The organism is Nonomuraea gerenzanensis, assembly GCF_020215645.1.
Taxonomy (GTDB): domain Bacteria; phylum Actinomycetota; class Actinomycetes; order Streptosporangiales; family Streptosporangiaceae; genus Nonomuraea; species Nonomuraea gerenzanensis.
The window spans coordinates 11,666,815-11,680,696 of record NZ_CP084058.1 but is presented as its reverse complement, the minus strand read 5'-3'; the positions used below and the strand labels follow the sequence as shown (position 1 = coordinate 11,680,696).

The following is a 13,882-nucleotide window of genomic DNA, read 5'->3' as shown; positions in this document are numbered from 1 at the left end:
TTGTGCGGCGTGGCAAGGAGCAAGGAGTTCGACCCCGAGGTCGCGTTGCAGCAGGCGCTGGAGCTGTTCTGGGAGCGCGGTTACGCGGCGACCTCGATGGCCGACCTGGTGGAGCACCTCGGCGTGGCCCGGGCGAGCATCTACGCGACGTTCGGCGGCAAGCGGGAGCTCTACCTGAAGGCGCTGGAGCGCTACCTGGCGCAGAGCGAGGTGATCGGGCGGCTGTCCCAGCCGGGGCCCGCGCTGCCCGCCGTCCGCGCCCTCTTCGACTCCTACGTCGCGGAGATCCTCGCCGACGAGCTGCGGCGGGGCTGCATGGTGGTCAACACCGCCGTGGAGTTCGCCTCCCGCGACGCGGTCGTGCTGGCCAAGGTGGCGACGAGCTGGGCCGAGCTGGAGACGGCGCTGGCCGGCACCCTGGTCAGGGCGCGGGCCCAGGGGGAGATCCCGGCGGGCAAGGACCCGTACGCGCTGGCCAGGTTCCTGCTCGTGCTGCTGCAGGGGCTCAGGGTGCTCGGCCGGGCCGACCCGGATCCGCGCAGGCTGCGCGACGCGGTCGAACAAGCCATGACGGCTGTCCAAATATGAGAATGGTTGGTCTTGAATGAGGGTACGTTTTGCAGGCAAGGTGGCGCTGGTCACCGGGGCCAGTGGCGTCGTGGGGCGGGCGGCGGCGCTGGCGTACGCGCGGGAGGGCGCGGCGGTCCTGGCCGCCGGGCGCGACGCCGCGCGGCTGGACGAGGTCGTGAAGCTGGTGGCGGAGAGCGGTGGCCGGGCCGCCGCGTGCACCGTGGACCTCACCCGCTCCACCGAGGTCGCCGCCATGGTGGAGGCCGCCGTCTCCCGCTTCGGCGGGCTCGACGTGGCGCTCAACGCGGCCGGCGTCTTCGGCACGCTGGCGCCGCTGGCCGACTACGACGAGGACATCTGGGACGACGTCCTGGCCGTCAACCTCAAGGGCGTCTTCCTGTCGATGAAGCACGAGATCGCCCACATGCGGGCCCATGGGGGCGGCGTCATCGTCAACGTCTCCTCCAACCTGGGGGCGCACTGGCGGCTGGCGGGGGCGAGCGCGTACGCCGCCTCGAAGGCCGCCGTCAGCCACCTGACCCGGGCGGCGGCCCGCGACCACATCGCCGACGGCGTCCGCATCAACGCCCTGAGCCCCGGGCCGATCGACTCGCCGATGTCGGCGCGGCCGGGGGAGACGCGCGAGGAGCGGGACGAGCGGATGAGGAACGCGCTGCCCATCGGCCGCGTGGCCGCCCCCGAGGAGATCGCGGCGGCGGCGCTGTGGTTGTCGTCGCCGGAGTCGAGCTTCGTGGTGGGGGCCGACCACGTGATCGACGGTGGCGCGACGGCGTGACGGCGCCGTCGCCTACGTGATCGCGGCCAGGTCGAGCACGTACATCTCGTTCTTGATCGGGTAGGCCATCAGCCGGTCGAGGCCGCCGTCGGGGATCGGGTCCCGCCGGAGACCGAGGTCGGCGGATCGGCCGGTGTCGGCGTCCCAGAGCGTCAGGACGGGCTCGCCCCCAGGTCCGTTCAGCGTGACCTTGAAGAAGCGCTCCAGGCCGGCGTCGTCTCCGATCTGGAAGTCGCGCGGCAGCTCGCGCTCCGCCGAGCCGTCGCGGTCGCGGACGAACCTGCGGGTGATGGTCTGGGTGCGTGCCGTCTCCGGGCACCGTCGGTCGCCGCACCTGATCTCCTTGCCCGAGGCGTCGCGGCGGCGCTCGACCTTGACGGTCCTGTACTCGACCGCCACGCCCGCGCACCGCTCGACGCCGCACCTGACCTGCTCGCCGGCCTTGACCACGGCGTCGCGCCGCTCGCCGGTCTCGACGTTGAGCAGGTCGCGGAAGACCGCCTGGCCGCGGTGCACGCCCACCCACGGCCACTGCAGGACGTGGTGCCGCTCGGCGCCCTTGACCGGCCGCGGTGTCCCCCCGCTCAGCGGCACCCGGTGGACGCCGCCCTTCTCGTAGGCGAAGACCACGTCGGAGCCGACGACTGTCAGGCCGTTGATGTGGCCCTGCTTCATCACGTTCCCGAGGGGGACGTCGGTCACCGGCCGGGGCCGGCCGCCGGTGGCCGGGACCGTCCAGATGCGGGCTACCCGCGGGCCGCCCGCCTCCTTGTAGGACGCCCACCAGACGATGTCGCCGCCACCGGCGGTGACGCCGTCGGCGAAGATGGCCGACCCCTTGGTCGGCGGGATCTCGGCGATCCGCGTGGGCCGGCCGTCGCGCAGGTCGTAGCTCCACAGGAACTGGCGGTCGCCGTCCTGGACGCCCGTCATGACCAGCAGCGTGTGCTCGTCGAGGAGCAGCTGCGGGTAGTAGGCGCGGCCGTCGGGCAGCTTGGCCGGAATCTTGTGCACGGCTTGCGGCCACACCTGCTCGACGGGCGGCGGGATCCGGTCCGCCGGGGGCTCGGGCTCGCGGGTCGGGCCGACCGCGGGCTGCGGGGCCGCCGAGGTGCCCAGGGCGTTGACCGCCACGCCCGCCCCGCCCACCACCAGGACGACGGCCGCGACCGCGTAGGCGGCGGCGGCCCGCGTCCGCCGGCGGCGATGGCGGGTCTTGACCGTCGCGGCCAGGCCGGGCGACGCCTGCGGCGCGTGGTGCGCCGCCCCGGACAGGACGCGGCTGAGCTGCTCTTCCAGGTCGGTCATCGCATGCTCCTGTGGGACGCCGGTGCGGAGGAGAGGGCGGAACGCAGCTTGTCCAGGCCGCGCGAGGCCTGGCTGCGCACGGTTCCGGTGGAGATGCCGAGCACCTTGGCGATCTCGGCGTCGCTGAGCTGCTCGTAGTAGCGCAGCACCAGCACGGCGCGCTGCCTGCGGGGCAGCGCGGCCAGCTCCTGCCAGAGCCCCTGGTCCAGGTCGGCGGGGAAGATCGCGTGGTGGGCCCGTTCAGGCGGCTCCCCGGTGAGGTGCTCACGCCTGCGCCGCCGCCAGACGCTGATGTGCAGCCGGGCCATCGTGGTCCGGGTGTAGCTGTGCGGGTTGTCCTTGCGGCGCACCCTCGGCCAGGCGCCGCACAGCCGTACCAGCGCCTCCTGCACCAGGTCGGCGGCGTCATGAGGGTTTCCGGTCAGGACGTACCCGTAGCGGAGCAGCGCGTCCGTGTGCTGCGCCACGAAGTCGTCGAAGCCGGGTTCGTCGTCCACGCGCGGTCCCTTCGGTAGTCACGTCCCAGACGGCCGAAGGGGTCAGGATGTTGCATCGTCCGGCGATCGGTTCGGCCGCGCGGCCGTTCCTGTGGTCGGGTGGACCGGGTCCTGCCGTAGCTCCGGCGTTCCCTCCTGAGCCGGTCCGAGGGGCGCGGGTGGTCTAAAGCGGCTACAGCGGCTGGAGGGAGACGCGGCGTGACGGCCCGCGCCCGGGAGGGGTCTCGGGCGCGGGCCGTCACTCGGAAGGGGGCGCTACCTGCTGATGCGCACCGCGTCCGCGATCACGAGGCCGGTACCTGAGGTCCACCGGCTCACGCCGACCACGTTGTAGGTGCCCGCGTTCAGCGAGAACGTCCCGATGCTGCGCCAGGCCCCGCCGCCGGAGCGCTGGTCGACGTACACGGTCTGGTTGCCGCTGGACGTCGCCACGATGTACGGCGCCGAGCTGTTGTACCCGGCGTCCGCCGGATACCAGACCTCGATCCGGTACGTGCCCGCACTCGGGATCGTGGCCGAGTACCACGCCGGGTCGCTGGCGGCGACAGGGTCGGCGAAGCGGTAGTCGGCGCCGTGGCGCTGGCTGGAGTAGGTGGAGGTGCCCCAGTTGGCGCTGGCGGTGAACTGGCCGGCGGTGGCGTTGTCCACCGTGGTGGTCCACGTCGGGGTGCCGCCGTCACCGGTCACGTAGTTCATGTACGTGGTCCAGTTCCAGTGCGAGCCCGGGTCGGTGTGGGTCGCGCCAGGGACCTCGTTGTGACCGATGATGCCGGTCCTGGTCTTCGGGATGCCGTACTTGTCGCAGAGGTAGCGCGTCAGTGCGGCCGAGGCCCGGTACATGGCGTCGGTGAACCACGAGGGGTCGCTGACCCAGCCCTCGTGCTCGATGCCGATGGAGCGGTTGTTGTAGGTGGAGTTGCCGGCGTGCCAGGCGACGTCCTTGTCACGGACCATCTGGGTGATGGCGCCGTTGGAGGACTTGACCACGTAGTGGGCCGAGACCTGCGCGCTGGGGTTCTGGAACCAGGAGATGGTCCCGGCGTAGGAGCCCTGGGTGACGTGGATGACCACCCGGTCGATGTTGTAGCTGGTCTCGCGGCTGGAGACGCGGTAGTTGCTGGTGCTGGCCGGGACCCACGCGGCCGGCGGGTAGTCGGCGCTGGCCACGGCGACCGGCCCGTCGGCCGGCTCCCCCGCCTGCTTGCCGGCGCGTGCGTTCAGGTCGCGGGCGTCGGCGTACTCGCCGCGGTCGGCCGTGATCTCCTGCGGCCTGACCTGGACACCGCGCGCGTCGATGCCGAGGCCGAGCTGCTCGTAGACGGCGTCGGCGTACAGGCGGGCCAGCTCGGGCGAGGAGGCGTTGCCGTACTGGGCGACGGCGGGGTACCAGCGGCCGGCGTCCTTCCTGGCGGCCTCGTCGAGGCCGAGCTTGTCGGCGAGGGCACGCAGCACGGCGGCGCCGCCGAGCACGTTGGCCTCGTCGTCGGTCTTCAGCTTGTCGGCGGAGAGCCCGGTGAGCTCGGCCGCCTTCTCCAGCGAGTGGTGGGTCGGGTTGCTGACCAGGTGCATCACGCCGTAGCCGTTGCTGGCGCTGGGCTCGCCCTGGTGGCCGTCGAGGTGGGTCTCGGCGTAGGCGAGCGCGACGAGCAGGTCACGCGGTACGTCGTGGGCGGCGGACGCCTTGGCGAAGGCGGCGGCGAGCGGCGATTCCTTGACCGTCACCGCCTGGGACTGCGACCAGGCGGGCTGGGCTGCCGCGGTGAGGGGGAGGATGGCGAGGATCGAGGTGGCGAGGCCTGCTACTAATCGCGTGCGGGCGAGAGTCATGGGGGCTCCTCGTTCACAGGTGACGGGAGCACCGTACGGCAAGATCCTTACAGATGTCGATAATTGACATTACTAACGAGTTAAGTGAAACTTCTCTCCTTTGCCGGGGCGCAGGGTGTCCTCCGATGTTTGTGAAGACTATTGCGCTTTCTGGCGGATGCGCTGAAACTTCCCTTCGTGACCGCGCTCCTGCGTACCGTCGTCCTCGCGGTGCTCATCGCCGCCGCGCTCGTCAGCCCCCACCACTCCCAGCCCGCAGCGGCAGCCGCCTGCGCCACCGACCCGGCCACCCCCAAGCGGCAGCTCAGAGCCATGTGGATCTCCTCGGTCGCCAACATCGACTGGCCCAGCCGCACGGGGCTGAGCGTGGCGGCGCAGCAGGCGGAGTTCCGCGCCTGGCTCGACCTGGCCGTCTCCAAGCGCATGAACGCCGTGGTCGTGCAGGTCAGGCCGACGGCCGACGCGTTCTGGCCCTCGCCGTACGAGCCGTGGTCGCAGTGGCTCACCGGCACCCAGGGCGGCAACCCCGGCTACGACCCCCTCGCCTTCATGGTGAACGAGGCACACGCCCGCAACCTGGAGTTCCACGCCTGGTTCAACCCGTACAGGGTCGCCAACCACGACGATCCGGCGCGGCTGATCGCCACGCATCCGGCGCGGCAGCACCCCGGCTGGCGCTTCGCCTACGGCGGCAAGCTGTACTACAACCCGGGCATCCCGGAGGTCCGCGACTTCATCGAGGACGCGATCATGGACGCCGTCTCCCGGTACGACGTGGACGGCGTGCACCTCGACGACTACTTCTACCCCTATCCGGTGAGCGGCCAGAGCATCCCGGACGCGGCCACGTTCGACCGGTACGGCGGCTCGTTCACCGACGTCGGCGACTGGCGGCGCAACAACGTGAACCTGCTGGTACGCGAGCTGGACCAGCGCATCCACGCCGCCAAGCCGCACGTCTCCTTCGGCATCAGCCCGTTCGGGATCTGGCGCAACGCGGCCACCGACCCGCTGGGCTCGCGCACCTCGGGGCTGCAGTCGTACGACGCGATCTACGCCGACAGCCGGCAGTGGGTCAAGCAGGGCTGGGTGGACTACCTGGCGCCGCAGATCTACTGGCACCTCGGCTTCACCACGGCGGCCTACGAGGTGCTCACCGCCTGGTGGTCGGAGCAGGTCAGGGGCACCGGCGTGCAGCTCGTGATCGGGCAGGCGGCCTACCGGGCGGGCGCGTCGGGGCAGGAGGCCGCGTGGCAGGATCCCGCCGAGCTGAGCGACCACCTCTACGACAACCGGCAACATCCCGAGGTGGCCGGTGACATCTTCTTCAGCGCCAAGGACGTCAAGGCCGACCGGATCGGCGCGTTCACCAGGGTCGTCAACGCGCACTACGGCAGGCCCGCGCTGCTGCCCGCCCGCGGCTCCGCCGCCGCGCCGGCCGCGCCGGCGATCACCTCGGCGACCCGGGGCTCCAACGGCGTGCAGTTGTCCTGGTCGGGCTCGGCCGCCTCGTACGCCGTCTACCGGGTGGACGGCACGCCGGCGGCCGCCGATCCGTGCTTCTTCGCCGACGCCCGCAACCTGATCAGGACCACCCGGCAGACCACGTTCACGGACACGACGGCCACCGGCTCCGCCTACACCTACTACGTGACCGCGCTCAACCGCACCCACCAGGAGAGCGGGCCCAGCGCGGGCCGGGCCGTCACGTCGTCGTCGCCCGGCGGGTTCAGCGTGGTGATCGACAACGCGGACGCCGGCTTCGCCGCGAGCTCGGGCTGGGGCACCTCGACGTACTCGGCCCAGCTCCACGGGAGCGACTACCGTTTCGCCGAGCCGGTCGCGGCCAGCGATCCCGCGTGGTTCCGCGCCGCCGTCCCGAGCGCGGGAAGTTACCGGGTGGAGGTGTGGTATCCGGCCAACGCGGGTTACAACAGCGCGACGCCGTACGTCGTGGCGGCTTCGGGCGGGAACCGGACGATCACCGTGGACCAGCGCACGGGCGGCGGGGCCTGGCGTGATCTCGGGACGTTCACCCTCGACGCGGGCACCTACAACGTGGTCGGCGTGAGCCGCTGGACCTCCACGGCCGGGTACGTCATCGCCGACGCCGTGCGCCTCACGAGGCTCTGATCGGCTACTCGTTCAGGGGTGGGCAGGCACGGCGGGTGATCGTACGATGAGGCGGTGGACGGTGCCCGCGCGCGACCGATCGACGCCGTCGCGGTCCTGGTCGCGGCAGGTCTGACACCCGCTACAGGCTACGCGGGCCCAGCTCTGGTGATCATGATGGCGGGGGCGCTGCCGCTGCTGTGGATGCGCCGGGCACCCCTGGCCGTCGCCTGGATCTGCGCGGGCACGGCGCTCGCCGTGCCGGTGCTGGCCCTGGTCGTGCCGGCCGTCGTGCCGCTGCCGGCCGCCGGCGCGCCGCTCTGGCCGCCGGCGGCGCCGTTCGCCGCGTACGGCGCGATGGCGTTCGCGGCCGACCGGCGCGCGCTGTCCCGCTGGATGCCGGTGCTGGTGATCGGCTTCGCCGTCCTGACCCTGCCTGACCGGCTCGCGCTGATCGCCAGGAGCGAGGCGGTGCTCGCGCTCGCGGTCATGTACGGCCTGTACGTCGCCGTCAGGGAACGGCTGCGCGCCGAGCTGGCCGAGCGCTCCGAGCGGATCGAGCGCGAACGCCTGGCCGGCGAGATGCACGACGTCGTCACCCACCGCGTCAGCCGGATCGTGCTCCAGGCCGGCGTGTTGTCCCTGGCCGCGGGCGACGACCGGGCCAGAGCGGCGGCCGAGGACATCCGCGCGACGGGCTGCGACGCGCTCGACGAGCTGCGGCACATGGTGGCGCTGCTGCGGCGCGGCACCGGCGAGGGTTTCGACCTGGGGTTACCGCTGCCGGACCTGCGGCCGCTGGTGATCGACTCGGCCCGCGACGGCGTGCCGGTGGAGCTGTCGGTGGACGGGCCGCCCGCGCCCGTCGCCGGCCTGGTGGGGCGGACCGCGTACCTGGTGGCCGAGGCGGCCCTGGCCAACGTGCGCAAGCACGCGCCCGGCGCGGACGTACGGATCGGGGTGCGGTACGCGCCCGGCCACGTGCGCATCGCCGTACGCAGCACCGGCGGCCTGCCGGACGCCTGGGTCGCCGTCGCCGGCCCCGGGATGAGCCTGCCCGACCTGCGCGAACGGGTGGAGCTGGCCGGTGGCACGCTGGCGTGCGGCCCGACGGAGGACGGCGGGTACCGGGTCGAGGCCACCTTCCCCACCTCGTGAGGGCGCGACCGTGGTCCGGCAGGCGGGTCATCCCAGGGATGTAGGCGAAGCGTCCCGAGGAAGGATGCCCGCAGGGCCGTCCGCGGGCGAGTGTGGAGTCATGAAGCGATTCGCCCGGACGGCCGCCGCGCTCCTCGCGGCCGTCCTGCTCGCCTCCTGCGGCGCGTCCGCCTCTCCGGAGCAGCCACGATCGGCTCCTGGACAGACTGGTTCCGCCCCCGGACATTCCGGGCACGCCTCCCGGCCCGCTCCCGTGGCGTCCCCGCTGCGGCCGGGTGAGCGGTTCGTCAACCTGGCCATGGCGGAGCCGTACACGCCGGGGCCGCCCAACGGCGGCACCGACGACTACCGCTGCTTCCTCGTCGATCCCGGACTGACCGGCCGGGTGTCGCTGACCGGCGCCCAGTTCGAGCCCCAGAACACCGCCATCGTGCACCATGCGATCTTCTTCAGGCTCGCCCCCGAGCAGGCCCGGCGGGCGCGCGAGCTGGACCGCAGCACCCCGGGCCAGGGCTGGTCCTGCTTCGGCGACGCGGGCATCGGCGACGCCGGCTGGGTGGCGCACTGGGCGCCGGGCAGCAACGAGGTGCTCCTCGACCCGAAGTACGGCTACGACCTGGCGCCGGGCAGCCAGCTGATCATGCAGGTGCACTACAACCTGCTGGGCGTCCGGGGCGACCCGGGCACCGACCGCTCCGGCATCCGCCTGCGCGTCACCGACCGGCGGCTGGAGCCGCTGGAGACCGGGCTGTTCTACGCGCCCGTCGAGCTGCCCTGCACGGCGAGCGAGTCCGGCCCGCTGTGCGACAGGGAGGCCGCCGTACGGGACGTCGGGAAGCGGTTCGGCGAGGGCAGCCTGACCCAGGTGCGGCTGCTGGAGCGGTACTGCGGCCCGGTCAGGGCGGGGCCGACCCAGCACTGTGACGTGCCCGTCGAGGCCCCGTTCACGGTGCACGCGCTGGCCGGGCACATGCACCTGCTCGGCCGGTCCATCAAGGTCGAGCTCAACCCGGGCACCGCGAAGGCCAGGACGCTGCTCGACGTGCCCGCGTACAACTTCGACGATCAGTCGCTGCGGCCGCTGCCCGAGCCGGTCGAGGTGCGCGCGGGCGACGTCGTGCGGGTCACCTGCACCCACGACGCCGGCCTGCGCGCCCTGCTGCCGGAGCTGGCCGGCACCGCGCCCCGGTACGTCGTCTGGGGCGAGGGCACCAGCGACGAGATGTGCCTGGGCATCGCCATCACCTCGGCCGCCTGAGCCGGCTCAGCGGCCGTAGAGCACCGACAGGAAGCGCACCAGCACCGCCTCCCTGGCAGGGGCGGGCAGCGCGTCGAGGACGGCGTTGACCGTCGCCATCTCCGGCTGCCCCGCCCCCGGCCGCAGGTCCACCCCGACCGAGGCGCTCAGCTCCGCGAACGCCGCGTCGTCGATCGCCTCCAGGTCCAGCTCCGCCACCAGCTCGACCAGCCCGTCCGGCAGCACCACGGGCCCGCGCTCGCGGGCCGCCGCGGCCGACTCCTCGATCACCTTCAGCATGGCCTCGACCCCGGCCAGCGTGACCCCGGTGACCGTGATGTGCAGGTTGGCGGGGATGCCCGCGTACGAGAGCTGCGGCTGCAGGAACCAGCCGCGCGCCCGCGCCTCGTCGGCCAGCACGAACACGTCCACGTCGGCCCCGGTGAAGGCCACCAGCGACGACTCGGGCTCCCCGAGCACCCGCAGCCCGGGGATCGCGGCCAGGCCGGCGCGCAGCCGGCGCGTCGCCTCCAGCGTGGCCCGGCCCAGCTCGGCGTACCCGTCGTGGCCCAGCGCCTGGAGGGTGGCCCAGGCGCCGCCGAGCGGGCCCGCCGACCGGGAGCTCTGCACGGTCGCGTTGATGATCGTGTACCCGGGCCAGGCCGCCGACGCGAAGTACGCCTTGCGCCGCGCCGCCGGATCGGCGAACAGCAGCACCGAGGCGCCCTTGGGCGCGTAGCCGAACTTGTGCAGGTCGCAGGAGATCGACGTCACCCCCGGCACCGACAGGTCGAACGGCGGCACCGCCGCGCCCGCCTCCCGCAGCCAGGGCAGCAGCCAGCCGCCCACGCACGCGTCCACGTGACACGGCACGCCCGCCGCCGCGGCCACGGCCGCGACCTCCTCGACGGGGTCGATCACGCCTTGCGGGTAGGACGGCGCGGAGACCACGACCAGGATCGTGTCCGCGTCCATGGCCGCCTCGACGTCGCGGGCCCGCACCCTGTACGTCTCCAGGTCCACCGGCACGGAGACGACCTCGACGCCCAGGTAGTGGGCCGCCTTGTGGAAGGCGGGGTGCGCGGTGACGGGCAGCACCAGGTTCGGGCGGGAGCGAGGCCCGCCCCCGGCCCGCGCCTGCTCCGCTGCGGAGGCCAGGTCGCGGGCGGCCTTCACGGCCAGCATGATCGACTCGGTGCCGCCGCTGGTGAAGATGCCGTGCCCGCCGCCGAGCAGGTCCGCCACCGCGCCGACGACCTGCCGCTCCATCTCCACCACGCTGGGGAACGCGGTCGGGTCGAGGCAGTTGACCTCCAGCATCTCCAGGTACGCCGCGGTCGCGGCCTCGTTCACCTCGGCCCGGCCGGTGTCGTAGACGTAGGCGGTGACCTGGCCGCCGCGCACCGGCAGGTCGTGCTGCTTGATCCGGGTCACCTCGGCCAGCAGGTCCGCTACGGGCCTTCCCGTCGGCGGCAGGTTCACACGGTCTCCTTCGTCGTGAGCCGCCCGTACCAGGCGACGAACGGCAGGCTGATCAGCATGAGCAGGGCGGGCAGCGCGGTGAACCCGAGCAGCAGCCCGGTCAGCGCCCCCGCCGGTTGCGCGACCGGTGACTCGACCGGCGCGGAGACGAACCCCGACCCGGTCAGCACCAGCGCGAACAGCCCCGGCCCGAGCGCCAGCCCCGCGGTCTCGCCGGCCGTCCACAGCCCCGTGAACGCGCCGGCCTGGGCGTGCCCGGTGCGGGCGGTGTCGGCGTGCACGGTGTCGGGCAGCAGCGACAGCGGCAGCAGTTGCAGCGCCGCGTAGCAGACCCCGGCCAGCGCGGTCAGCGCCAGCGTCGCCGCCGTCCCGCCCGCCGCGACGGCCGGGACCAGCGCGACCGCGACGCCGCAGAAGCCGGCGGACGCCGCCAGGTAGCAGCGCACCGGCCCGTGGACGCGGGCCAGCCGGGCCCAGCCGGGCACGGCCAGCATGCTCGGCCCGACCAGGCAGACGAACATCACCGAGGTCAGGCCGTAGTCGCCCAGCCGGTAGGAGGCCACGTACGGCGCCCCGGCCAGCATCACGGCCACGGCCAGCGCCTGCGTCACGAACGCCGCCAGCAGCACGAAGAACGGCACGTTCCCCCTGGCCAGGCGGAAGGCGGCCACCGGGCCGAGCGGGCGGGGGCCGGGCCTGGACGGCACCCAGCGGGTGGCCAGCGTCGCCCAGACCAGCGCCGCCGCCATGACGGCGCCGACCGTCACGCCCATCACGGCGTACCCGGCCCGGCCGCCGCCCGCCAGGTCCACCACGGCCGGGGCCAGCCCGCCCGCCACCAGGATCCCGGCCGTCAGGCACACCACCCGCCAGGACATGATCCTGGTCCGCTCGCCCTGGTCGGGCGACATCTCGGCGGGCAGGGCCACGTACGGCACCTGGAAGCAGGCGAACGCGCTGGCCGCCAGCAGGAACGCCACCCCGGCCCAGAGCGCGCCGGGCGTGTCGCCCGGCACCGCGAACATCAGCGCGAACGTCACCGGCAGCGCGGCCGAGCCGATCGCCAGCAGGCGGGTCCTGCGGCCGGTCCGCACGGCCTCGCGGTCGCTGGCGGCGCCGACGAGCGGGTTCAGCAGCACATCCCAGATCTTGGGGGCCACCAGCACGAGGCCCGCCACGGCCGCCGGCACCCCGAGCACGTCGGTCAGGTAGTACAGGAGAAGCAGGCCGGGCACCGCCGAGAACACGCCGGTGCCCACGGAGCCGACCCCGTAGCCCAGCAGCCGGTCCCTGCCGAGCCGGCTCACCGGGGATCGCCGGGCAGGCCGAGCGTGCGGTGCAGGCTCTGGTGCAGGTGGGCGCGGAAGCGGCGGAGCGCGGCCCGGTCTCCGGCGGCCCTGCGGCGGCCCTCCGCGTCGAGCACGCCGCCCTTGGCGAAGCCGTGCACGGTCCAGGCGACGCTCCACACCGTGTAGTCGAGATCCGTCTCGGCGGCGATCAGCCCCGCCTCCACGGCGGGCCGCAACGCGGCGGCCACCGCGCCGAGCAGCGGCTGCACGTACTGGCGCTCCAGCTCGGTGATGTCGCCGGCGTCGGAGAGCCAGCGGTGCATCCACAGGGCGGGCACCTCGGGGTGGTCCACACAGAAGTCGAGGTAGTCGTCGGCCAGCCGGTGGATGGCGGCCACGGGGTCGTCGCCGGGCAGCCTGGCCAGCGCCCGCTCCAGCGCCGCCTTCTCCGCCCGGTGCGCGGCCTCCATGACGGCGAGGTAGAGCTCGCGCTTGCCGCCCACGTGGTAGTTGACGGTGGCGATGTTCAGCCCGGCGGCGTCGGCGATCTGGCGGGTGGAGGTGCCGTCGTAGCCGAGCGCCGCGAAGAGCTGCGTGGCGACCTTGAGTATCGCGTCGGCCTGGCCGGAGGTCATGCGACCGAAGGTAGTTCGGTCGCCCCCTCCCGGTCAATCACTTGATGGAGAACGGTCAGTACGGCCCGCCGTCCAGCAGGGACTCCAGCTCGGCGCGGGCCGCGACCGGGTCGTACCCGGGCAGCGCCGCGCGCATGAGGTCGTGGGTCTGCCGCTCGGCGTCCGCGCTCGCCGCGCGCACCGCCTCCAGCGTCTCCTCGGCCAGCCGCACGCTGCCCAGCCGCAGCGCGCGCTCGCCGTAGGCGACGTCGAGCACCCGGCCGCCCGCGTCGACGGTGGCCCTGACCTCGCCGGACGGTGCCGTGCCCGTGCCGATGACCTGGTCCAGCTCCTCCCGCGCGCTCTCCAGCCAGGCCAGCATGCCCTCGCCCATGCGCGCCGCCTCGTCGAGATCCTCGTCCCTGATGTCGGCGGGATCGATGTCGCGGCCGTACACGTGGTTCCTCCTAGAAGAGATCGTGGGCGACCTGCTCCACCCGCGCCCGCACGAACGTCTCGTCGAGCGGCGCGGGCAGCGCGGCACTCCTGCTCGCGGCCTTGTCGGCGATCTCCTGCGCCTGCCGCGCCGCTTCCTCCTGCGCCGCCCTGAGCACCTCGGTCACCTTGCGGCCGAGCTCCGCCTCGCCGAGCCGCAGCGCCCGCGGGTCGATCCGCAGCCGGGTGAGGCCGCCCTGCCCGTCGGACGTGGCCGCCACCAGCCTGTCGTCGCTCTCCGCCGCGGCCTCCACCTGCTGGATGGCCCGGCGGGCCGCCTGGAGGTCGCGCAGGATCTGACGGCTCTGGGCGACGTACTGGGCCAGGTATTCGGCGTCGCCTTCCGGCGCTGGTGGCCGCATGTCAGCCTCCGACGGTCAAGGGGCAGGTCAGGCCGCCCAGTGTAGACACTCCCTGCCACGATCTTGACGGTGAGATGTTCGTCTCATGAACATCAAGAACTGTAAAGATCATGTCATGTGTCGATATGGTGACGC

General features: G+C 73.2%; 13 protein-coding genes. 5 read left to right on the top strand and 8 right to left on the bottom strand.

The features are described from left to right. Positions 1-9 precede the first annotated feature (9 nt). Both LCN96_RS54450 and LCN96_RS54445 read left to right on the top strand, forming a co-directional pair. Positions 10-588 carry a TetR/AcrR family transcriptional regulator gene (locus tag LCN96_RS54450; protein WP_225270228.1) on the top strand — a complete coding sequence of 193 codons (579 nt, stop codon included), beginning with the start codon at positions 10-12 and terminating at the stop codon, positions 586-588. 16 nt (positions 589-604) lie between these two features. Further along, positions 605-1,366 carry an SDR family NAD(P)-dependent oxidoreductase gene (locus LCN96_RS54445; protein WP_225270227.1) on the top strand — a complete coding sequence of 254 codons (762 nt, stop codon included), beginning with the start codon at positions 605-607 and terminating at the stop codon, positions 1,364-1,366. Positions 1,367-1,378: 12 nt separating this feature from the next. On the opposite strand, the gene LCN96_RS54440 is transcribed toward LCN96_RS54445, so the two are convergent. From LCN96_RS54440 to LCN96_RS54430, 3 genes are all read right to left on the bottom strand, one after another. Continuing rightward, positions 1,379-2,674, bottom strand: coding sequence for a TolB family protein (locus LCN96_RS54440; RefSeq protein ID WP_225270226.1), 1,296 nt, complete (start codon positions 2,672-2,674; stop codon positions 1,379-1,381). Beyond that, a complete protein-coding gene (locus LCN96_RS54435) occupies positions 2,671-3,171 on the bottom strand; it encodes a SigE family RNA polymerase sigma factor (RefSeq protein ID WP_225270225.1) in 501 nt (166 codons plus the stop codon). Before LCN96_RS54435 ends, LCN96_RS54440 begins: the two co-directional genes overlap by 4 nt. Before the next feature lie 255 nt (positions 3,172-3,426). Then, positions 3,427-4,893, bottom strand: coding sequence for a golvesin C-terminal-like domain-containing protein (locus LCN96_RS54430; RefSeq protein ID WP_225270224.1), 1,467 nt, complete (start codon positions 4,891-4,893; stop codon positions 3,427-3,429). A 282-nt stretch (positions 4,894-5,175) separates the two neighbouring features. Here LCN96_RS54430 and LCN96_RS54425 point away from each other — a divergent pair, with 282 nt between their 5' ends. From LCN96_RS54425 to LCN96_RS54415, 3 genes are all read left to right on the top strand, one after another. Continuing rightward, positions 5,176-7,131, top strand: a complete 1,956-nt coding sequence (locus LCN96_RS54425) for a family 10 glycosylhydrolase (protein WP_225270223.1) — start codon at positions 5,176-5,178, stop codon at positions 7,129-7,131. A 54-nt stretch (positions 7,132-7,185) separates the two neighbouring features. After that, positions 7,186-8,268, top strand: a complete 1,083-nt coding sequence (locus LCN96_RS54420; RefSeq protein WP_225270222.1) for a sensor histidine kinase — start codon at positions 7,186-7,188, stop codon at positions 8,266-8,268. A gap of 100 nt (positions 8,269-8,368) precedes the next feature. Continuing rightward, positions 8,369-9,526 carry a monooxygenase gene (locus tag LCN96_RS54415; RefSeq protein WP_225270221.1) on the top strand — a complete coding sequence of 386 codons (1,158 nt, stop codon included), beginning with the start codon at positions 8,369-8,371 and terminating at the stop codon, positions 9,524-9,526. A gap of 6 nt (positions 9,527-9,532) precedes the next feature. Here the strand turns inward: LCN96_RS54415 and LCN96_RS54410 are convergent, their stop codons facing one another. The 5 genes from LCN96_RS54410 to LCN96_RS54390 are packed head-to-tail and all read right to left on the bottom strand — an operon-like array spanning position 9,533 to position 13,747. Beyond that, positions 9,533-10,987 (bottom strand): pyridoxal phosphate-dependent decarboxylase family protein, encoded by a 1,455-nt coding sequence (locus tag LCN96_RS54410; RefSeq protein ID WP_225270220.1) that lies wholly within the window; start codon positions 10,985-10,987, stop codon positions 9,533-9,535. Further along, positions 10,984-12,294 (bottom strand): MFS transporter, encoded by a 1,311-nt coding sequence (locus LCN96_RS54405; protein ID WP_225270219.1) that lies wholly within the window; start codon positions 12,292-12,294, stop codon positions 10,984-10,986. The genes LCN96_RS54410 and LCN96_RS54405 overlap by 4 nt, the downstream gene beginning before the upstream one ends. Then, on the bottom strand, positions 12,291-12,911 hold the full coding sequence (locus LCN96_RS54400) for a TetR/AcrR family transcriptional regulator (RefSeq protein ID WP_225270218.1): 621 nt from the start codon (positions 12,909-12,911) through the stop codon (positions 12,291-12,293). The genes LCN96_RS54405 and LCN96_RS54400 overlap by 4 nt, the downstream gene beginning before the upstream one ends. A gap of 55 nt (positions 12,912-12,966) precedes the next feature. After that, entirely contained in the window at positions 12,967-13,347 is a 381-nt protein-coding gene (locus tag LCN96_RS54395; RefSeq protein ID WP_225270217.1) for a YbaB/EbfC family nucleoid-associated protein, read from the bottom strand. A gap of 10 nt (positions 13,348-13,357) precedes the next feature. Then, complete coding sequence (locus LCN96_RS54390; RefSeq protein WP_225270216.1) at positions 13,358-13,747, bottom strand: YbaB/EbfC family nucleoid-associated protein; 390 nt, start codon at positions 13,745-13,747, stop codon at positions 13,358-13,360. Positions 13,748-13,882 lie beyond the last annotated feature (135 nt).